Raw genomic sequence first — 19,954 nt, 5'->3', positions numbered from 1 at the left:
CCCTCGTCGCGCGTGGAGGCGGGGGCGCGGCGTGCTACAAGCTCGCCCCGTGCTGCTCGAGACGTTTGCCGTCGGCCCGCTGGGGTGCAACTGCTCGATCGTGGTCGATCCGGCCAGCAAGGCCGCGGTGGTCGTCGACCCGGGGGGCGATTTCGACAAGATCCGCGCGCGCCTCGAGCAGGCCGGGGCGACGGTCGCGGCCATCGTGCACACGCACACCCATATCGATCACGTCGGCGCCACCGCGCCTCTCCAGCGCTGGTCGGGCGCCGCGGCGCGCATCCACGAGGCCGACCGCTTCCTCTACGACATGCTCCCGGTGCAGGCGGCGTTCCTCGGCATCGCGGCGCCGGAGCGCTGCGAGCTCGACGGCGACCTCGACGACGGCGCGGTCGTGAAGGCCGGCGGGCTCGATCTGCACGTGCTCCACACGCCGGGGCACACGCCCGGCAGCGTGTCGTTCCTGGCCCTGTCCGCGGCGGGCGCGGTGGCGTTCACGGGGGACACCCTGTTCCGGCACGGCATCGGCAGGACCGACCTGTGGGGCGGCGACTCGCAGGCGATCTTCCGATCCATCCGGAGCAAGCTGCTCACGCTCGACCCGTCGACCCGCGTGGTGACCGGACACGGGCCCTCCACGACCATCGGTGAGGAACGCGACAGAAACCCTTATCTGCGCGCGTGATCCGCCGCGCGTCGGCCGCGGCGTCGCGGCGTCGCGCCCCCGCGCGAACGCCGGGGCGCGGAGGCGGGAAAACGGGGAGAAAATTCCCGTCGATCTCTCCGCCTTCCAGCCTTGAACGCCCCGCGCGCCGGCGCCGCTTTCCGGCGAGAAAGTGCTTGCATCCCGCCAGGATTCTTCTGAAAAATGCCGCACGACGAGAGCGCGCGCCGCGCCCGCTGGAGCGGGGTCGACCGCCGTCCGTCACGGAAGTCGAGCACGATGAGCACCGATAGCGCGCCCGCCACGAAGGCCGATCTCGAGATCCTCCCCACGCAGCACCCCCTCGGCGACGCGGATCGCGCGCAGCGCATGCAGAACCCCGGCTTCGGGCGCGTGTTCACGGAGCACATGGTCGTGATCCCGTACGCGGCGGACAGGGGCGGCTGGCTGCGGGGGCAGCTCAAGCCGTACGCGCCGATCACGATGGATCCCGCGGCGATGGTGCTGCACTACGGTCAGGCGATCTTCGAGGGGTTCAAGGCCTACCGCCAGCCGGACGGGCGCATCAAGACGTTCCGGCCGGAGGCGAACGCGCACCGCTTCAACAGCTCTGCCCGGCGCCTGGCGATGCCGGAGATCCCGGTCCCGCTGTTCGTGGGCTCCGTCGACGCCCTGATCCGCCAGGATCGCGCGTGGGTGCCCGCGGCGGTGGGCGAGAGCCTGTATATCCGACCGTTGATGTTCGCGACCGAGGCGGCGCTCGGGGTGCGGTCGTCACGCGAGTACGATTTCCTGGTGATCGCGTCGCCCGCCGGCGCGTATTTCCCCCAGGGCGTGAAGCCGGTGACGGTCTGGATCTCGGAGGATTTCGTCAGGGCGGCGCCGGGCGGCACGGGCGCGGCCAAGTTCGCCGGCAACTACGCCGCGAGCCTGCTCGCGCAGATGAATGCGGCGGCGGAGGGCTGCGCGCAGGTGGTCTGGCTCGATGCGGTCCAGCGCCGGTATGTCGAGGAGATGGGGGGAATGAACATCTTCTTCGTCTACGAGGAGGGCGGCCGCACCGTGCTCGTGACGCCCGAGCTGACAGGCACGCTCCTCCCCGGCATCACCCGCGACAGCATCATCCAGCTCGCCCGCGATTTCGGCTATGGCGCGGAGGAGCGCAAGGTCACCTTCGAGGAGTGGCGCGCGGCGGTGCGCGAGGGCCGCATGACCGAGGCGTTCGCGTGCGGCACGGCCGCGGTCATCACGCCGATCGGCGCGGTGAAATCCCGCGAGGGGACCTTCGCCATCCACGACAACGAGACGGGGCCGGTGGCGGCGCGCTTCCGCGAGGCGCTGCTCAACATCCAGCACGGCGTCGCCCCCGACCGGTACGGCTGGATGCACGACGTGGTCTGACGAGGAGCCGCGCGCCGCTCGCGGTCCTCGCTCGACGCGCGGCGCGGGCCTCGTGAGCCGCGCGGCGCGCGGGCGCGCGGCGCCTACTCCGCAGCCTGCGATTTCTTCGATTTCGCCGTCAGACCGTATTCGTGCAGGCGGTACTGGATGGTGCGAATGCTGATGTCGAGCAGCTCGGCCGCGCGCGTCGTCGAGCCGTTCGTCGCCTCGAGCGTCGACAGGATGGCATAGCGCTCGATCTCCGCCATGGTGGCGCCCGGGATCCGCAGGGCGCCCTTGGCGACCGGCGCCGCGTCGATGGGGAGGTGCTCCGCGTCGATGCGCGTCTCGTCGCAGAGCACCACGGCACGCTCGATCGCGTTCTCGAGCTCGCGCACGTTCCCCGGCCACCGGTGCGCGACCAGCTTCGCCCGCGCCTCGTCGGTGAACCCCTCGATCTTGCGGTGGTTCTCCGCCGCGAATCGCCGGAGAAAGTGGTTCGCGAGGAGCAGCACGTCGGTGTCGCGGACGCGCAGCGGGGGCATGTCGATGTGGACGACGTTGAGCCGGTAGTAGAGGTCCTCCCGGAAGCGGCCCTCCTGCACGGCCGCCGCGAGATCGCGGTTCGTGGCCGCGATGAGGCGCACGTCGATCGACACGGTGTCGTTGCCGCCGACGCGCTCGAACGTCCTCTCCTGGAGCACCCGGAGCAGCTTCACCTGCGTCGAGGGCGCGATCTCGCCGACCTCGTCGAGGAAGAGCGTCCCGCCGTGCGCCTGCTCGAACCGCCCGATGCGCCGCTTGTCGGCGCCGGTGAAGGCGCCCCGCTCGTGGCCGAACAGCTCGCTCTCGAGCAGCGACTCCGCGAGCGCCGCGCAATGCAGCGTCACGAAGGGCGCCCTGGCGCGCGGGCCCTTCGCGTGGATGGCGCGCGCGAGCTCCCCCTTGCCCGTGCCGCTCTCGCCGGTGATGAGCACCGTCGCCCGCGCGCCCGCCACCTGCCGGGCCATCCGGTAGACCTTCTGCATCGCCGGGCTCGCCCCGATGAGCCCCTCGACGCCCTCGCCCTCGCGCTCGCGCAGCTGCCGGCGCAGGTTCTCCGCCTCGACGCGGAGCGCGCTCCGCTCGAGGGCGCGCTCGAGGGAGACGAGCAGCGCGTCGAAGTCGACCGGCTTCGTCAGGTAATCCTCGGCCCCGGCCCGCATCGCCTGGACCGCCGAGCTCACGTCGCCGAACGCGGTGACGACGATCACCGGCAGCGCCGGATCCTGCGCGCGGAGCTTCCCGAGCAGCGTCACCCCGTCCATCTTGGGCATCTTCAGATCGGTGACCACGACGTCCGGCGGCCGCTCCGCCGCGATCTCGAGCGCCGCGGCGCCGTCGGCCGCCGCGTCCACGACATAGCCCTCCTGTCGCAGGAGCTTCTCCAGCCCCGAGCGCGCGCTCGCCTCGTCGTCCACGACGAGCACCCGCGCGCCCTGTCTCTTCTCAGCGTTCATGTCGTCCCTTCCGCAGGCCGCCAGAGGATACCGCGCCTCTCGGGCGTCGCGATCCTCCTTCTGCGGCGGCGCGCCTCCGCCGACGACGGCGCGCCGGCGAGCGCCGCCCGGAGGCCGGGCGCGAGGCCGCGCCGTCGCCGTCGTCGACGGAGGCGCGCCGCGCGGTCTCGCGGAAGCGACGAGGCGCCGTCAGCGGCTCTCGGTCGCGTCGACGTTGTCGCGGATGCCCGCGCCGAGGTCGGAGAGCTCCGCGGCGAGCATCACGGTGAGATCGTCGGCCGTGACGATGCCGGTCACCTTGCCGTCGTGACGGACGATCGGCAGCCGCCGGACGCCGCGCTCGCGCATCAGGCGGAGCGCCGTCTCGATGCTGTCGGACTGCTGGAGCGTCGTGGGGTCGTACGTGACGATCTCGGACACCAGCGTCTTCTCGGGCTCGCGCGCGTCGGCCATCACCCGCATCACGAGATCGCGATCGGTGAGGATGCCGATGGCGCGCGCGCCCTGCGTGACGACGACGCAGCCCACGCGGAAGTCGCGCATCCGGCGCGCGACGTCGATTGCGGTCTCGGTGAGCTCGGCGCTCACGGCGCCATGTTCGAAGCGGCTGAGGCACATGCCCGGACCCGGTGCACGACGCGCGCCACGCCGGCCGCGCCCGGCGCTGCGTGCCCGGCGTCGCGCGGCCCCGGCCCGCGACCGCGCCGCGGGCCCGGATCCGCGGCATCCATGGCCGCGGGAGGCCGCGCTGCGGCCCGCCGCCGCGCGCGGCGGGTCGCAGCGGTTGCACGAGGGCGCAAGCCGTTCGCCGGGCCGGGCGCTCCCTGACGAAGGCGGGGCTCAGGCCGGGGTGGGGGAGGGGCGCGGCGCAGGGGCGCTCGGCTGCGCGCCGGCGGCGCGAGAGGACACCGCCTCCACGCTGGCGCGGAGCTCGGCGCTCAGGGCGGCGTAGTCGAGCGGCTTCGTGTGCACCACCGCCTCGGGCTCGAGCCCGCGCCCGAGCCGCGCCACGAGCTCGGGGTAGCCGGTGAGCACGAAGAGCGGGAGATCGGGCCGGAGCGACCGCGCGAAGCGCGCGACCGCGAGGCCGTCGGCGTGGGGCATGCGGAAGTCGGTCACCAGGACATCCGGGACCGGCGTCCGGGCGAGCCGCGCGAGCGCGAGGGCGCCGTCGGTGGCCAGCTCCACCCGGAAGCCGTCGTCTTCGAGCAGGCGCGCGAGCAGGCGCGCGGTGCGGACGTCGTCGTCCACGAGGAGGATCAGCGGCTCTTCGAGGCTGCGCGGTTCCACGCCGGGCGATCTACCAACTTGCGTGCCAGCGCCGTGGGGCGGCCCGCGCGCGCCGCGGCGGCGGGGAGCTCAGCCGGAGAGGCGGATCGGCAGCGTCACGCGAAACAGCGTCTTCCCCGGGCGGCTCTGGAACTCGATGGCCCCCTCGTGATCGGTGATGATGCGGTGGGCGATGGCCAGGCCGAGCCCGGTGCCGTTCGGCTTCGTCGAGTAGAACGGGTCGAAGATCGGCGCGTCCTCGCTCGCGATCCCGGCGCCGTCGTCCTCCACCTCGAGGACGGCGTGGCGCGGCTTCCGGCGCGCGCGGAGGGTGACGGCGCCGCCGCCGGCCGCGCCCACCGCCTCGAGCGCGTTGCGGAGGAGGTTCAGGAGGACCTGCTCCATCTTCGCGGGATCGAGGTCGAGCACGACGTCGGTCGAGGGCAGATCGACCTTCACCTCGGGGCGCGCGCCGCCGCCGTCCGAGGACACGGCGACGCGCGCCGCCCGCTCGCAGAGCGAGACGAGGGACGTCGGCTTCACGACCAGCGGCTTCGGCCGGGCGAAGTCGAGGAACTCGCTCACCAGCTCCGACAGGCGGCGGATCTCGTCGCGGACGACCTGGATCGCCTCCAGCGTGTCCGGATCCCTCATGCCGGCGCGCGCGAGCCCCCGCTCGAGGAAGGTCACGTGGAGCTGCGCGCCGTTGAGCGGGTTCCTGATCTCGTGCGCGAGGCCGGCCGCGAGCGTCCCGACCGCGGCGAGCTTCTCGCTCTGGCGCACGCGCGCGGCGAGCGCCTTCTCGTCGGTCGTGTCCTGCCCGATGGCGAACAGCGCCACCTCGTCGTCCGCCGAGGAGGGGGCGTACGCGAGCTGCCATCGCACGTCGCGGATCTTGCCGGAGCGCGTGCGGAGGCTGCTCTCCAGGAGATCGGCGCCGGGGCGGCGGCCCGCGGCGACGTCCTTCACGAGCGCGCCGTGATCGGCGCGGAGCTCCTCGGGGAGGAGCGCCTCGACGAACGGCGCGCCGAGGATGTCCTCGCGCGCGAACCCGGTGATCCGCTCGGCCTCCCGGTTGAAGAGCCGCACGACCGCCTGCGCGTCGAGGCCGACGACGAGGACGCGGGCGAGCTCGACGGCGCTCTTGTACCGGTGCTCGGTGCGCGCGAGCGTGCGGCCGACCTGCTCGCGGTCGAGGCGCTCGGCGCGCTGCGCGCGCGCGAGGAAGTCGTCCCGGTACGTCTCCAGCATGATGGCGAGCTCGAGATCGAGCACCTTGCTCACCGCGGATCGGACCGCGATCGCCTGCGCGAAGCGCGCGCCCTCGGCGATCTCGTCGAACGCGAGCCGGATGAGCGTCATCGCCGTGAACATGTACCGCTGCGGCAGGCCGACCCGGACGTGGATCCGCCCGATCTTCGCGGCCTCGTCGAAGTACGCCTCGTCGTAGGGCCCGGTGCAGATCCGCGTCATCCAGCGGACGAGCGATCGCTTGAGCCGCTCCACCTGATCTTCGCCGGTGAAGACGTCGTGCGCGCCCTCGTGCTCGCGGATGCGGTCGTAGAACTCGCCCGCGATGCGGGGGAAGTGCGGCGCCGCGTGCGCGTGAAACGCGGCCAGCCGGCCTGCGTCCTCCTCGTCGAAGCGAACGTATCGCTTGATCTCGTCGAAGAGCGTCTCTCGCGCGGGCACGGCGCCGGAGCCTACCATGAGCGCACGTTCGCGGAGGCGGACCACGATCTCGCGCGCTCCAGGATCGCCTCGAGCGCCGCCGCGTCCTCGCCGCCGCGCGCGACGATCTCCGGCGAGGGCGGCGCCTCGTACTCCGAGCCCGCGCCGGGGAGCGCGCCGATCTCGCCGGCGCCGGCCGCCCGGTAGAGCCCTTTCGGATCGCGCTCGCGGCAGACCTCGGGAGAGACATCCATGTAGACCTCGACGAGCCGCGGCGCGAGCGCGCGGGCGCGGTCGCGGTAGTCGCGGCGGTGCGCGGTCGCCGCCACGACCGCGATCGGCCCCTGCCGCGCGATCAGCGCCGCGAGCCGCGCGAGCGTCTCGTAGAAATCGTCGCGCTCCCGCGGCGTGTAGCCGGGCCGCGGGACGAGCGCGTCGCGCACCTCGTCGCCGTCGAGCAGGCAGCTCGCCAGGCCCTCGCCGAGCAGCGCGCGGTGCACCCGCGCGGCCAGGGTGGACTTGCCCGACGCGGGGAGCCCCGTGATCCAGACGACCCCGCCGCTCACGCGAACAGCCTCTCGGCGTCGTCCGGATCGAAGCGCGGGGCGTCGAGGGCGCGCTCCGCGAGGGTGAGCAGCGCCTCCCTCGCGCGCGGCGTGACCGCGGGGTACCAGCCGGGGTTGGCCAGCACGAGCGCGCGCCACGCGAGGAACGGCGCCGCCGCGTCGAGCACGCCCGCGGAGCCGCTCCCGCCGAGGTAGACCTCCCAGAACCGCCGCCACAGCGCGCCGAGGCCGCCCTGCCATGCGCCGGGCGCGTCCAGCGCGAAGAACACGTAGTTGATGGCGAGGCAGGTGACGTCATCCGCGGGATCGCCCTGGGACCCGCGGCTCGTGTCGAGCAGCGTGAGCCGCGACGCGTCGTCGAACACGATGTTGAAGGGGTGGAAGTCGCCGTGCGTGCGCGCGAGCCGGTGGTCCCGGCCGCGGAGCTTCCACCGCCACTCGACGCAGCGCCGCTCGATGGCCTGGAGGCGCGCGGGCGGCGCGCCGGGCACGCCGTCCGGATAGCCGTCGACGATGCCGAAGACGCCCTCGCCGTGGCCCACGAGATCGCGCACCGCGCGGCGGTAGCTGCCCGGCTGCGCGCCCTTCTCGCCGTGGAGCGCGACGAGGTACCTGGCGAGCGCCTCGGAGCGCGCGAGATCCTCCGGGCGCGCGCGGCGCTCCTTCGCGATCCGCCGCAGATCCGCGGCGTAGACGTCGCCCTCGGCGTACGTGGTCAGGAGGTAGAACTCGCCCGCGTCCCGCAGGGACAGGAAGCGCCCGTCGCGGGTCAGCGAGCCGACGTCCACGACCTCGACGTGCGCCGGGATCGACCCGAAGGTGTCGAAGGCGAGCAGCATGTCCGCCGCGCGATCCGCCCGCCGGTCGTGCCCGAACGCGTTCGCGGTCGACGTGTGCAGGACCAGCCGCTGCTTCGAGCCGTCGCGCCTCACCACGGTGATCCGGCGTGGGACGCCGTAGCCGGCGGCCTTCTCGGTCAGGTCGTGGCCCGGGCCGCCGTCCGGTCCCAGGGGGGTGATCTCCTCGACCCGCGCGTCCGGCAAGACCGCCTCGACGAGCTGGCGGACTGCGCGTGAGGGATCGGATTCGTGCGGGGCCGACGGGGCGTTCATGGTCTCCTCCGGCGTGTGGGCTGACGGTCCGCCGAGGTCGGCGGGGTCGTAATCGTCGTACGGCCTGCGTTGCGAGAGTCGGGCCATGTGCCTGACGAGCTCGGTCCCGCTGCGCCCGCGGCCGCGATCCGATCCGGGTTCGACCGGGGTCAGCAGCGGCGGCCGCGGACGGGCCGGGCGGCGGGGGAGCTCGCAGGAATTGCGTGCCCGCGCGAGGCGTGCGCGGCGCCGCACCCTCGGGGGCCGCTCAGCGCATCGGGAGATCGTCGGGGATCGGCCCGATGTGGTAGGGCCGCATCATCTCGTTGTCCTCGTGCTCGAGGATGTGGCAGTGCCACACGAACAGACCGGCGTTCGGGAATTTCACCCTGATCCGCGTGATCTCGCCGGGCAGCGCGCCGACCGTGTCCTTGTACCCCGTCTCCCACGCGGCCGGCGGGCGGGTCGGCGAGCCGTCGAACGGCTGGCGCTCGACGACCTGAAACTGAACGTCGTGGAGGTGGATCGGGTGCGCTTCTTCGGTGAAATTGTAGAGCTCCCAGATCTCCGTGGAGCCCACGGCCGGGGTCTCCGTGATGGGATGGTCCCAGTGGAGCGGCCTCGGCCTGTCGCCCGAGGGCTCGACGGTGCCCAGGAGCAGCCTGACCGCGCCGACGCCGGGCAGCATCTCCTCCGACAGCGATACGCGGCGTATCGCCTCCTCGTCTCCGAGGGGCTCGAACTCCGGCAGCACGAGCCGCTCAGGGGGCACGCTCGTGTCCCTGCTCGTCGCCCGCACGACCCGGAACTGCATCACCTGCCCGGTCGTCTCCGGATCGGCCACGGTCGACATGTCGCCGTGGAGCTCCGGTCCGACGTTGAGGAGGAGGACCTCTGTGCCAGCGGGGACGCGGCTGAAGTCGATGATGACGTCGTTGCGCTCGGCAGGCCCCATCAGGAGCGTCTGGAGCGGCACGGGAGCGGGCACGAACCCTCCATCGGAGCCTATCTGCCAGATCGGGTGCCCGTTGCTCAGCGTCAGGATGAGGAGCCGCTCATTGCTGCCGTTCAGGATCCGGAAGCGATAACGGCGCTGCTCGACCTCGAGGTAGGGCCACGTCCGGCCGTTGACGACGATGGTGTTCCCGTTGAACTCGGGGACCCAGATCGGCGCGACCGGGCCGTTCGGCACGTACACGTCCTCCGCGAGCTCGGGCGGGAGCCCGCGGCTGTCCGGGTAGAAGAGCGAGCCGTCGTCGTTGAACGAGCGATCCTGGATGACGAGCGGAACCTCGTACACCTTGGCGCCTGGACAGTCGTCTGGCCCCGGCGGAGGGCCAGGCAGCACGCCCTTCGGCAGGTCTTGAGGCCCGCCGCGGATGATGTAGAGCCCGGCGAGCCCGGCCTGGGTGTTGAGCCGGGTCAAGCCGAGCGAGTGATCGTGGTACCAGAGCGTGGTCGGCCGCTGGCGGTTGTAATACTGGAACACGGCCGCCCCTGGCTCCCACAGGCGCCCGAGCGGTGACGTCCGCTGGAAGTAATCGAAGAAGGTGCCGGTCTTCGCGTACCCGTCAGGGATGTTGCGTGCCGCCGGGAGGTACCAGGCTTCGGGGAACCCGTCGCTCTCCTGCTCCACCGGGGTGCTCCCGTGCAGGTGGGTCACGATCGGCACCGGGCCCCGGTAAGGCCCCGGCGGGCAATGGCCCCTCACGACGGACCGTCCGTCGCGGCCTTCCAGCCCGCCGGGCGGATTGGCCCAGTGCAGGGTCGGGTCGACGGCGAACAGGTGCGGGAGGAAGCGGCCGGTCCGGAGGTCCTTGAGCTCGTTGATCCACTTCACGCACACCGACCTCCGCCATCTGGCCTCGATGGTGTGACCGGGGTACGAGAACGACTCCGGATGATGGATGGAACCATATCCCCACACCGTCGTCGGGGGCAATCCGAGCTCCGGCGGCAACACGTGCTGCTCGAGCTGGCGAACGGCGATCTCGTAGTGATCGACGAGCGCGCTGTGGCCTCGGCGCCACGGCGCCTTGGGCATGACAGGCGGGATGAGCAGCGGGCGCGTGTACTTGGGGATGTCGGCGCCGCGCAGCGTCGGGGCCGAACCCGGGCGGAAGGTACATTCGCCCACGACGGCGCGCGCGATCCCCCCGCGGCGCAGCATCAGGAGCCCGCCTGTCGCGGCCATACCGTATTTCAGCAGGAGTCGTCGCTTCAGTGAAGACATGAAATCTCCTTGCGCCGCGATCGGCGGCGCGAGCGGATGATCATCATGACTGCGACGTGAGTCCGAGCCATCCAGGATTCCCCGTATTTGAGGTTCCTGCGCGATCACGAGCAGGTCCTGATTGGCCGGGTACACGCGCGATCGAGCGCCGTCCGTGCAGATCGAGTCCGTCTCGGCCGACGCCCGGTGCGCCAGGGAGCGCGGACGGCGCGGCTCGCGCCGTGGGTGGGGGCACCCGGCGAGCGATCCCGCGGCGGCGTAGCCGCTCGGCAGGCCGCGCGCTGGCAGGCTCAGCGCCTCGGGATGTCGGCGGGCATGGGCCCGATCTGATAAGGCCGCATCATCTCGTTGTCCTCGTGCTCGAGGATGTGGCAGTGCCACACGAACCGGCCAGGACTCTCGAATTTCATCTTGATGCGCGTGATCTCGAACGGCAGCGCAATGACGGTGTCCTTGAAGCCCTCCTCCCCGGCCTCGGGCGGGCGCGGAGCGCCGTCGAACGGCTGGCGATCGACGATCGCGAAGTGGAGCTCGTGGACGTGGATCGGGTGCGCGTCCACGGTGAAATTGTATATCTCCCACACCTCGGTCGAGCCCAGGGCCGGGTTCTCGGTCACGGCGTCGTGCCAGAAGAGCGGCCTGGGCGTGCTGGAGCGTGGAGGAGGCTCCAGCACGCCCAGCGCGGCCACCCTCAGGCCGGCGTCGGGCTGGAGCGCGGAGCTCAGGTCGTTCAGGGACACCTGCCGCACGACCGCCACGTCTCCGAGCGGCGTGAGCCGCGGCAGCTCGAGCCGGTGAGGGGGCGTGCTCGCGTCCGTGCCGCTCGCAGGCACGACGCGGAATTGCATCACCTGCCCTGTCGTCGTCGCATCGGCCGGGGTCTGCGGGCCGCCGGTGAAGGGCGCGTCCGGACCGAGGTTGAGGAGGACGATCTCGGCGCCCGCGCGTACCCCGCTGAAATCCACGATCACGTCCGCGCGCTCGGCCGGGGCGAGCAGGAGAGCCTCGCGCTCCACGGGGGAGGGGAGAAATCCGCCGTCCGAGCCGATCTGCCAGAGCGGGAGACCGTTATCCATCTTCAGGATCAAGAACCGCGAGGCGCTGCCGTTCAGGATGCGGAATCGGTACCGCCGCTGCTCGACCTCGAGGTAGGGCCACGCTCGGCCGTTGACGACCATGACGTCGCCGAAGAACTCCGGGACCCAGATGGGCGGAATATCGCCCTTCGGGATGTACGTCGCGTCGAGCGGCGGGGAGAGCCCGCGGGAGGCTGGATAGAAGAGCGACCCGTCGTCGTTGAACGAGCGGTCCTGGATCAGGAGCGGGATCTCGTACACGCCCGCTCCCGCACGGTCTCCTGGTCGCGGAGCTGGTCCGGGGAGGACGTCCTCGGGGAGGTCGTCAGGCCCGCCGCGCAGCAGGTAGAAGCCGGCCGGCCCCGCGTAGAGGTTGAGGCGGGTGATGCCGAGCGAGTGGTCATGATACCAGAGCGTCGTCGCCCGCTGGTCGTTCGGGTACTCGAACACGGCGGCGCCCGGCTCCCACAGGCCTCCGAGCGGCGAGGTGCGTTTGTAGTAGTCGTAGAAGGTGCCGGTCGCCGCGTACCCCTCGGGGATGTCGGTCGCCGCCGGGAGGTACCAGGCTTCGGGATAACCGTCGCTCTCCTGCGCCACCCCGTCGGTTCCGTGCAGGTGCGTGACGAACGGCACCGGGCCCCGGTACGGCCCCGGCGGGCAGTCGCCTGGGAACGTCGGCCGCGAATCGCGACCCTGCGCCCCGCCGGGCGGGTTGGCCCAGTGCAGGGTGGGGTCGACGGGGAGCAGGTGAGGGAGGAAGCGGCCCGTCGCGGGGTCCTTGAGATCGTTGATCCACTTCACGCGCACCGGCCTTCGCCACCTCGCCTCGATGGTGAACGCCGGGTAGCTGAACGTCTCCGGGTGATGGACGGAGCCGTAGCTCCACACCGTCGTCGGCGGCAGGCCCAGCTCGGGCGGCAGGACGTGCTGCTCGATCTGCCGGACGGCGATCTCGTAGCCATCGAGGCCTGCGCTGCCCGCGCTGAGCCCCGTCGCCTGGGGCATGACTTGCGGGATGAGCAGCGGGCGCGTGTACCTGGAGATCGCGGCGCCGGAGAGGGTCGGGGCCGAACCCGGGACGGCCGGACACCTGTCCACGGCGGCCCTCACCGCGCCCACCTGGCCGGAGCGCATCGAGCCCGTCGCAGCGGACCGTGCGTCGGGAGCCGTCGTCGCTTCATGGAGGACATCGCAACTCCTTGCCTCGCGCGGCGCTGCGGGGGCGCAGCATCATGACCAGCGCACGGAGCCGGTCCACCCGGGAAGCTCCGGATTCGCGGGCGTGCATGACCATGATGAGGATTCCGGCGTTGCCAGACCCTCAGCGCGACGGCCCTGATTGTGTCCTGGGAGGGAGCGCGGCGGCCCACCGCGGGGGCGGGGGCGGGGGCGGGGGCGACGGCCGGGCCGTGCGGCCCGGCCGGAGGGGGCCTACTTGGCGGCGCCCGACGGCCACTGGTCCTTCGGGATGTCCTTGTAGACGTCCTCGACCTTGTGGAACCCGTCGGCGATGACCGTGGAGGCGAGGTTGCTCTTGTCCACGGCGATCGGCGCGATGAGCACGCTCGGGACGTCCTTCTTCCCGTTGTTGACCGTCTGCGTCTTCTCGCCGAGCTGCTCCTTCTTCGCCATCTTGATGGCGAGCTCGGCGGCCTTCTCGGCGAGGGACTTGATCGGCTTGTAGACGGTCATGCTCTGGGTGCCGGCCGCGATCCGCTGGCAGGCGGCGAGCTCGGCGTCCTGCCCCGAGACGACGACCTTGCCGGCGAGCTTCTGCTCGCCGAGCGCCTGGACCGCCGCGCCCGCGAGCCCGTCGTTCGAGGCCACGACCGCCGTGACGTTGTTGTTGTTCTTGGTGAGGGCGTTCTCGGTGATCTTGAGCGCCTCGACCGGCTGCCAGTCCTTGGCCCACTGGTCCGCCACGACCTTGATGTCGCCCTTGTCGATGAGCGGCTTCAGGATGTTCATCTGCCCTTCGCGGAAGAGCTTCGCGTTGTTGTCGGTCGGGGAGCCGCCGATGAGGAGGTAGTTCCCCTTCGGGGCCGGCTTCACGAGCGCCTCGGCCTGGAGCTCGCCCACGCGGACGTTGTCGAAGGACACGTAGAGGTCGACGTCGGAGTCGAGGATCAGCCGGTCGTAGGCCATGACCGGCACGCCCTGCTTGTGCGCCGACTCGACGATGGTGGCGGTCGTCTTGGCGTTGTGGGGCACGACCACGAGCACGTCGACGCCCTGCGTGAGCAGGTTCTCCGCCTGGGAGTTCTGCAGGGCGTCGTCGCTGTTCGCGGACTGCACGAGCACCTGCGCCCCGAGCTGCTCGGCCTTCGCCTTGAACAGGTCGCGGTCGCGCTGCCACCGCTCTTCCTTGAGGGTATCCATCGAGAAGCCGATCGTGATCTTCTTCTTGTCCGTACCCTTGGCGTCCGCGGTCTTTGCGGCTTTGTCCTCGGTCTTGCCCGCGTTCGTCTCGCCCTCGGAGGCCGGCTTCGAGCAGCCGGTCGAGAACGCGAGCGAGATCATGGCCATGAGAAAGGTGGAGCGACGAATCAAGGTGACCTCCGAGTCAGATGAGGGATAGGGGCCCGTGCTCGGGCCGGTGGCTACTCGATTGTGTTGATGTTGTCCGCGTAGCTCATGATGATGTTGAGCGTTTCCGTGTCGTCGTCGTACACCGAGTACCACCCCTGGAGCTCATGGGGCGGATCGCCGATGTAATCGTTGCCGAGGAGCCAGTAGTCGTTGCCGTCGTCCGACGGCCTCCCGGTGCCGGCCCAGGCCCAGAAGTTCACGCCCGCGAGCTCCGGGTTGTTGACGACGGCGTCGAAGATGGTCGAGTAGTACTCGTTCCGCTTCTTGACCGTCGACGCGACGGGCTCGGACTTGTCGTCCCGCGCGAGCCCGAACTCCTCGACGACGATCGGCTTGTTCAGCGCCTTCGCGTGCTCGATCTGCAGATCGATGTAACCGTTGCTCTTGGTGATGGCCGCCGCTAGCGACCTGTCGGCGGTGCTGTCGGCCGGCAGCGACGGGTCGTACCACTCCCAGTTCTCCGGCCAGACGTGGAAGGTGAGGTAATCGATGCCGGGCACGTCGTGGAAGTCCCGGTAGTCGCTGTTGGCGTAGTCGCCCCAGTTGTACGAGAGGTCGCCCTCCGAGCCGATGGAGACGAGGTGGTTCTCGTCGATGTCCTTGATGAACTTCGCGTTCCGCTCGACCCAGAGCTTGAAGAGCGCGCCCCAGCCCTTGAAGGAGCGCGGCTCGTTCCCGAGCTGCCACGCCATGATCCCCGGGTGGTCCTTGAGCTTCTCGATGACGACCTTGGCCCGGCTGAAGTAGAACTCCTGTGCCTTCTTGTTGCAAAAGAACAGGCTGGAGAGATCCATCTGGTCGGGCCAGGGGTTCGTGCTCGGGTCGAGCGTGCCCGAGTGGGGGATCGCCCACTCGTTGATGGCCACGGCCTGGCAGTCCTCGCCGGTGCCCTCGCGGAACCGGATCGAGCCGTTGAACGGCACGTCGTGGCCGGCCGCGAGCAGGGGGGCGTTCGTCTCGGGGTGGGTCAGGCCGACCTGGTACGCGCCGAAGTCCTCCCCGCAGGAGGTGCCCGGCTCCTCGTGGGCCCACTTCATGTACTGGGGCATCCCGCCGGACCAGTGCCAGAAGTCGTTCAGGGTCATGACCGCCTTCATGCCGCGGCTGTGGATCTCGTCGAGCACGGTCGCCAGGTGGTCCGCGAACTCCTCGAGCTTCGGGTCGGCGCACGGCTCGTCCGACGACGCAGGGAAGATCCGCTGCGGGCCGTACTGCTGATCGTTCTGCTGCGACGCGGGGATGTCGCCTTCGCTGAGCGCCATGATGCGGAGGTTCTGAACGCCGTGGGCATCGAGGATGTCGAGCTCCGTGCGCAGGCGCTCGAGGGAGATGAAGGGAGCCGACCAGAAGTTCGTGCCCATGTACTTGTACGGTTTCCCGTCGAGCGTGAGCATACTACCTTCCGCGCGGACGTAGCACTTTTCCGGCTGCTCGGCGCAGTCGAGCGCCCCGGCGCCCCCGGTTCCGTCCCCGCCGCCGCCGGTGGCGTCGCTGCCGCCGCCGCCGGTCGCGTTGTTGCCGCCGCCCCCGGCGTCGCCCCCGCCGGTGGCGTCGCCGCCGCCGCCCCCGCCGCCCCCGGTGCCGGAGCCCACGGGGTCGGTCGTGTCGGACGTGCACGCGGCGATGGAGAGCAAGCCCAAAGCGAGCAACAAGGTCTTCTTCATGGTCGGGTGTTCCTTACCTGGTTCGAGTGTCGTTCCTCAAGCGCGGCTGAGCGCTGCCGCCGCAAGCACACGGCCGCTCGCGGCGGCGTGCCGGGCTGGCGCGCCGTCGTCGTGGTGATCGTGTTCCCGTGACCACAGCGAGCTCCCCGGGGCCCGCGCCGATGCAAATCTCCGCTCAGGGTGTCGTCGTCGCACCGGCGCGGTTCGTGGCAGACCACTTAATCGGTTCAGCGTCAACAGCGAAGTCGCGCCGAGCGGCGCCGCACCGGCGCGGGTGCGGCGCTCGGGACGGGCGGTGGGGCCCGGCGGGCGCGAGGAATGCGCCGGAGAATCGCGGAAGGGCGCGCCGGCCGAGGTCGGCCGGTGAGGTGCGCCACCGGGCGTGGCGGGGGTGTTCAGGCTAGAATGGCCGGGCGTGAGCCGAGCCGGTGGGCGCTCGGCTCCGCGGAGGGCCGGGGGCATGTCACCGAGCTTGATCCTGTTTGCGGTGCCGGCTTTTTTCGCGCTCATCGGCGTCGAGCTCTGGCTTTGCCGCCGCCGCGGGCGGCGCGACTACCGCTTCTCGGACGCGCTCGCCAACCTCTCGTGCGGCGTCGGCCAGCAGGCGCTCGTCTCCGTCGTGAGCGGCGGGGTCCTCGTCCATCTCTTCCTCTTCGAGCGCGCCGCGCTCGTGCGGCTGCCTCCGGGCGCGGCGTCGAGCTGGTTGGCCTGCTTCGTCGCGGTCGACTTCTGCTATTACTGGGCGCACCGCGCGAGCCACCGGGTGAACTTCCTGTGGGCGGCGCACGCGGTCCACCACCAGAGCGAGGACTACAACCTCTCGGTCGCGCTGCGCCAGAGCTGGGTCCAGCGGGCGTTCTTCTGGCCTTTCTTCTGGCCGCTCGCCTTCCTCGGCTTCCCGCCCGCGATGGTCGTCACGACGTATACGCTGAATATCCTCTATCAGTTCTGGATCCACACGCAGCTCGTCGGCCGCCTCGGTCCGCTGGAGTGGGTGCTGAACACGCCGTCTCATCACCGGGTGCACCACGGCGTCGATCCCGAGTATCTCGACAGGAACCACGGCGGCGTGCTCATCGTGTGGGATCGGCTGTTCGGCACGTTCCGCGCGGAGGAGGCGCCGCCGCGGTACGGCGTGGTCCAGCCGCTCGCGAGCTTCAGCGCGCTGCGCGCGAACGTCGACCCGTGGCGGAAGCTCGCGCGCATGGCGGCGGCGGAGCCGCGCCTCTCCGGCAAGCTGCTCGTCTGGCTCCGGCCGCCGGACTTCCGCTCCGCGGCGGCCCCGCCCGAGGGGGGCCCGCTGCGCACCGATCCGGGCTACGTCCTTCACGACGTCGAGCGCTCCCCTCTGGTGCGCGCGCTGGCGGCGGCGCTGTTCCTCTCGGCGCTGCTCGGCGCGATCGCGTTCCTTTACGCGGCGCCGGGCCTCGCCCGAGGCTCGCTGTGGGCGGGGGCGGCCGCCATCGTCGGCGCGCTCGCCGCGGTCGGAGCGCTGCTCGACGGGCCGAGCTCGCCGGAGGCGCGGGGCGCGCCGGCGGCCGCGAGCTCGCCGAAGGGGCTGCCGATCGCGCCGGGCTGACGGCGGCCCTGTCCTGCTGGCTCGCGCGTGCTGCCGAACCCTTCCATGGGCGTCTTCCCGCTGGTACGGCCGCGCGCGTCAGCGCGCGGAATGGAAGCGTCGCAACAGCTGGCGAACCTCTTCCGCGAGGCTCTGGACAGGGCCTTCCACGGGCAGTCCCGGAACGACATCGCGGATCGGCAGGCCTCGCACCGGAGGATCCGGAACGCCCCACTCGGCGAGCCAGCCGACCAGTTGTGCCGAGGAGCTCGCGTACACGATGCGGCCGAGCCGGACCCAGCCGTGGGCCGCGGCGCACATGGGACAGTGTTCGGTCGAGGTGTAGACCGTCGCTGCGGCTCGCTCGTCGGGGGCGAGGTTCGCAGCCGCCCAGCGCGCCAGCGCGAGCTCCGGATGGCAGGTCGGATCGCCGCCGCCCACGCGGTTGTGATCCTCGGCGAGGACCGTCCCGTCCGCCGCGACCAGCACGGAGCCGAACGGTTCGTTGCCGGTCTCCAGCGCCAGCGCCGCGAGCTCGACGCAGCGGTGCAGGTGTCTCATCTCGAGTTGGTTCGGCATGGTCGCCTCCTTGGGGGCACGGGAGCACTGCTTCGTTCGCGCTGGAGCGGCCCTCGCAAGAAAGGGACCGCTCCAGAGCCATCGGTGCATGCGTGCTCGGCCCGCTGCCGCGGGACCGCCGAGACCCTTACCATGGGCAGCCGAGCAAGCTCTTGGCAACTGCGCGCCGTCTTTACTGCGCCAGACGAACGAGCTTCACGCTGTCCACGGTGACGGCCGCGGTCCCTGCGTTGCCGACGTTGAAGTCGAGGAGCGCTGCGGAATCCTGCGGGATGTTCGGGAGCTCGAACGAGTAGATGACCCATGCGGGGCCCGCCGCCGCGGTCACGCGACCGTAGCTCGCCCAGTTGTTGTCGCTGTTGCCGTTGCGTCCCAGGTTCACCACGAACGTGCGCACGTCGTCCGCCTTGGCGCGGAATGTCAGCAGGTAGCGCCCCGCCTGCGGCAAGTTGACCGTGGTGCGAGCCTGGATGTGCCACATGTCGGAGCCGGGCTGCTGCACGTTGATGCGCATCTGGCGGCCGGTGAAGTCCGCCCATGCCGAGGCGCCGTTCCAGCTGAGGACCTGCCAGCCGCTGCTGCTCTGGCTCCCCGCGAGCGCGGTGTTGGTCACATTATCGAAAGAGCAGTTGCTGACGAGATTGAGAGGATCTCGGCAAGCGTCGATCAGGCTGACCTTCTCGTGGACCACGCCGCCCAGAAGGCCCGAGAACGCGCGCCAGCCGAGCGACAGGTCATCGCCCACGAGGCCGATGGGATCGATGCCGCCGTACCCGGAGTTGGAGCTGTTGACGCTCTTGTAGAAGTCGCGGATCAGGCCGGTCTCGTAGGCCCACTGCCCCGACGCGGCGTCGCGCTTGTAGAGCGAGAGGCCCTCGTCTCCACCGCCGACCGTGCTGGCCAGCGTGTCGCCGTCGAGCGCCAGGTGCACGTGAGGGTAGGCCGTCGCCAGCGATTGGCTCGCCGTGATCGTGCCGTCGGCCGCCACCCGGTAAAACGAGAGGTGCTGCTGCGGCATCACGTCGTTGACGAGGAACGTCGCGCCGGACGTGACAGCCAAGTTCCCGGAGGCCATGGCGAGGCTTCGCCCGAAGGCGCCGCTCGAGAAATAGCCGCTCGCGAGGGCCACGGCGTTCCAGGTGACGTCGCTGGCATTCCTGCGGAAGATGCGGACCGAGCCGAGCTCGACCCCGGCCTCGCCGCCGTCGGACCACGGCGATCCGACCGCGACGAGGTCGCCGTCGACCGCGACCGCGGCGCCGGTGAAGCGCTCGTCCGGCTCGTTGAGGAAGTGCTCGAGGACCCACGTGTCGTTCGAGGAGTTGTAGCGGTAGATCTCGAGCACGCTGTGTCGCTTGTAGCCGATCACGAGGTAATCGTCGGAGAGGGCGAGCGCGATGTCCTTGAAGCTGCTCAGCGCGGGGTAGCTGAGCGGGATGCGGGTGAGGGCGTGGCTGATGTTCTGGCCGTTCTCGCGCACCGCGCCGTTGCAGTTCCGCTGACCGCCGACCAGGGGGCACTCCGCCCATGAGCCGTTGCTCTTCCGGGCGATGAACACGGAGTTCGCCTGCGGAGAGGTGGAAGAGTTCGTGCCTCGGGTCGCGAACGCGAGGAAGCGGCTCGAGATCGCGAGCTGGCTCCCGGCCTGGAGGTTGAACTGGGCGACGCCCGGGAACTGGTAAACGCGCTCGGGCGTGGCGTTCGTCCCGTTCATCAAATAGACGGCGCCCTGCATCGTGCTGGGGAACGTGGGCTCCGGCTCCCCGCTGATCTTCACGTGCTCTTGGAGCGCGCCCACCAGCGTGTAGGTCCCTGCCCGTGCCAGGGTCGTCCCGGCTTCGGGGTACGCGGTGTTGCCGTGCGGCGTGGGCTTACCCACGACCACGCCTGCCGACGCCTGAGCGGCGACCAGACCGACACAACCGGCGAGCACCCCAGCGAGACTTCTGACCTTGATCTTCCTGGAAACCAAACTCATGAACCAACCTTCTTCTTTGAAACGAGGAAAGCGCCGGCTCAGGCTCGCGCACACGGGAAGCGTGCATCGCGGCGCCAAGCTGCGTCGATCCTCTCCGTCACTACATCCGTGAATCGCCGCGTCGCACCGACGCGGGG

General features: G+C 70.9%; 15 protein-coding genes. 3 read left to right on the top strand and 12 right to left on the bottom strand.

Features of this window, described 5'->3' with window-relative positions; genetic code table 11:
- Window positions 1-31 precede the first annotated feature (31 nt).
- On the top strand, window positions 32-685 hold the full coding sequence (locus WMF20_RS35160) for an MBL fold metallo-hydrolase (RefSeq protein ID WP_129578431.1): 654 nt from the start codon (window positions 32-34) through the stop codon (window positions 683-685).
- Between the two features lie 258 nt (window positions 686-943).
- Complete coding sequence (locus WMF20_RS35155; protein WP_437606177.1) at window positions 944-2,065, top strand: branched-chain amino acid aminotransferase; 1,122 nt, start codon at window positions 944-946, stop codon at window positions 2,063-2,065.
- A gap of 83 nt (window positions 2,066-2,148) precedes the next feature.
- Here the strand turns inward: WMF20_RS35155 and WMF20_RS35150 are convergent, their stop codons facing one another.
- From WMF20_RS35150 to WMF20_RS35105, 10 genes are all read right to left on the bottom strand, one after another.
- A complete protein-coding gene (locus tag WMF20_RS35150; RefSeq protein ID WP_129578429.1) occupies window positions 2,149-3,543 on the bottom strand; it encodes a sigma-54-dependent transcriptional regulator in 1,395 nt (464 codons plus the stop codon).
- Window positions 3,544-3,732: 189 nt separating this feature from the next.
- The gene (locus WMF20_RS35145) at window positions 3,733-4,131 is read right to left on the bottom strand and encodes a CBS domain-containing protein (protein ID WP_165374354.1); all 399 of its coding nucleotides are present in this window, start codon (window positions 4,129-4,131) and stop codon (window positions 3,733-3,735) included.
- 252 nt (window positions 4,132-4,383) lie between these two features.
- Entirely contained in the window at window positions 4,384-4,833 is a 450-nt protein-coding gene (locus WMF20_RS35140) for a response regulator (RefSeq protein WP_437606176.1), read from the bottom strand.
- A gap of 69 nt (window positions 4,834-4,902) precedes the next feature.
- Window positions 4,903-6,504, bottom strand: coding sequence for a protoglobin domain-containing protein (locus WMF20_RS35135; protein WP_237244377.1), 1,602 nt, complete (start codon window positions 6,502-6,504; stop codon window positions 4,903-4,905).
- An 11-nt stretch (window positions 6,505-6,515) separates the two neighbouring features.
- Complete coding sequence (locus tag WMF20_RS35130; protein WP_129578425.1) at window positions 6,516-7,049, bottom strand: adenylyl-sulfate kinase; 534 nt, start codon at window positions 7,047-7,049, stop codon at window positions 6,516-6,518.
- Window positions 7,046-8,248, bottom strand: a complete 1,203-nt coding sequence (locus WMF20_RS35125; RefSeq protein ID WP_437606174.1) for a phosphotransferase — start codon at window positions 8,246-8,248, stop codon at window positions 7,046-7,048. The genes WMF20_RS35130 and WMF20_RS35125 overlap by 4 nt, the downstream gene beginning before the upstream one ends.
- A gap of 160 nt (window positions 8,249-8,408) precedes the next feature.
- Window positions 8,409-10,373, bottom strand: coding sequence for a multicopper oxidase family protein (locus tag WMF20_RS35120; protein ID WP_437606173.1), 1,965 nt, complete (start codon window positions 10,371-10,373; stop codon window positions 8,409-8,411).
- 290 nt (window positions 10,374-10,663) lie between these two features.
- Window positions 10,664-12,583: a multicopper oxidase family protein gene (locus tag WMF20_RS35115; RefSeq protein ID WP_437606172.1), complete on the bottom strand. Its 1,920-nt coding sequence runs from the start codon at window positions 12,581-12,583 to the stop codon at window positions 10,664-10,666.
- A 297-nt stretch (window positions 12,584-12,880) separates the two neighbouring features.
- Window positions 12,881-13,975, bottom strand: coding sequence for a D-xylose ABC transporter substrate-binding protein (xylF, locus tag WMF20_RS35110; RefSeq protein WP_129578424.1), 1,095 nt, complete (start codon window positions 13,973-13,975; stop codon window positions 12,881-12,883).
- Window positions 13,976-14,049: 74 nt separating this feature from the next.
- The gene (locus WMF20_RS35105) at window positions 14,050-15,432 is read right to left on the bottom strand and encodes a glycoside hydrolase 5 family protein (RefSeq protein ID WP_437606171.1); all 1,383 of its coding nucleotides are present in this window, start codon (window positions 15,430-15,432) and stop codon (window positions 14,050-14,052) included.
- A gap of 730 nt (window positions 15,433-16,162) precedes the next feature.
- Here WMF20_RS35105 and WMF20_RS35100 point away from each other — a divergent pair.
- Window positions 16,163-17,281, top strand: coding sequence for a sterol desaturase family protein (locus tag WMF20_RS35100; RefSeq protein WP_129578422.1), 1,119 nt, complete (start codon window positions 16,163-16,165; stop codon window positions 17,279-17,281).
- A 78-nt stretch (window positions 17,282-17,359) separates the two neighbouring features.
- Here the strand turns inward: WMF20_RS35100 and WMF20_RS35095 are convergent, their stop codons facing one another.
- The gene (locus tag WMF20_RS35095; protein WP_437606170.1) at window positions 17,360-17,839 is read right to left on the bottom strand and encodes a nucleoside deaminase; all 480 of its coding nucleotides are present in this window, start codon (window positions 17,837-17,839) and stop codon (window positions 17,360-17,362) included.
- A 172-nt stretch (window positions 17,840-18,011) separates the two neighbouring features.
- On the bottom strand, window positions 18,012-19,817 hold the full coding sequence (locus tag WMF20_RS35090; RefSeq protein ID WP_437606169.1) for a carbohydrate binding domain-containing protein: 1,806 nt from the start codon (window positions 19,815-19,817) through the stop codon (window positions 18,012-18,014).
- Between the last annotated feature and the right edge of the window lie 137 nt (window positions 19,818-19,954).

The organism is Sorangium sp. So ce834, assembly GCF_051521425.1.
Taxonomy (GTDB): domain Bacteria; phylum Myxococcota_A; class Polyangia; order Polyangiales; family Polyangiaceae; genus Sorangium; species Sorangium cellulosum_D.
This window is presented reverse-complemented; position numbering and strand designations above follow the sequence as displayed.

What these genes read in the sequence shown, in the direction of transcription:
- WMF20_RS35155 (WP_437606177.1), top strand. Translation starts at nt 944, where the DNA reads ATGAGCACCGATAGCGCGCCCGCCACGAAGGCCGATCTCGAGATCCTC.
- WMF20_RS35150 (WP_129578429.1), bottom strand. Translation starts at nt 3,543, where the DNA reads ATGAACGCTGAGAAGAGACAGGGCGCGCGGGTGCTCGTCGTGGACGAC.
- WMF20_RS35125 (WP_437606174.1), bottom strand. Translation starts at nt 8,248, where the DNA reads ATGGCCCGACTCTCGCAACGCAGGCCGTACGACGATTACGACCCCGCC.
- WMF20_RS35120 (WP_437606173.1), bottom strand. Translation starts at nt 10,373, where the DNA reads ATGTCTTCACTGAAGCGACGACTCCTGCTGAAATACGGTATGGCCGCG.
- WMF20_RS35115 (WP_437606172.1), bottom strand. Translation starts at nt 12,583, where the DNA reads ATGCGCTCCGGCCAGGTGGGCGCGGTGAGGGCCGCCGTGGACAGGTGT.
- xylF (WP_129578424.1), bottom strand. Translation starts at nt 13,975, where the DNA reads ATGGCCATGATCTCGCTCGCGTTCTCGACCGGCTGCTCGAAGCCGGCC.
- WMF20_RS35105 (WP_437606171.1), bottom strand. Translation starts at nt 15,432, where the DNA reads ATGCTCACGCTCGACGGGAAACCGTACAAGTACATGGGCACGAACTTC.
- WMF20_RS35100 (WP_129578422.1), top strand. Translation starts at nt 16,163, where the DNA reads ATGTCACCGAGCTTGATCCTGTTTGCGGTGCCGGCTTTTTTCGCGCTC.
- WMF20_RS35095 (WP_437606170.1), bottom strand. Translation starts at nt 17,839, where the DNA reads ATGCCGAACCAACTCGAGATGAGACACCTGCACCGCTGCGTCGAGCTC.
- WMF20_RS35090 (WP_437606169.1), bottom strand. Translation starts at nt 19,817, where the DNA reads ATGAGTTTGGTTTCCAGGAAGATCAAGGTCAGAAGTCTCGCTGGGGTG.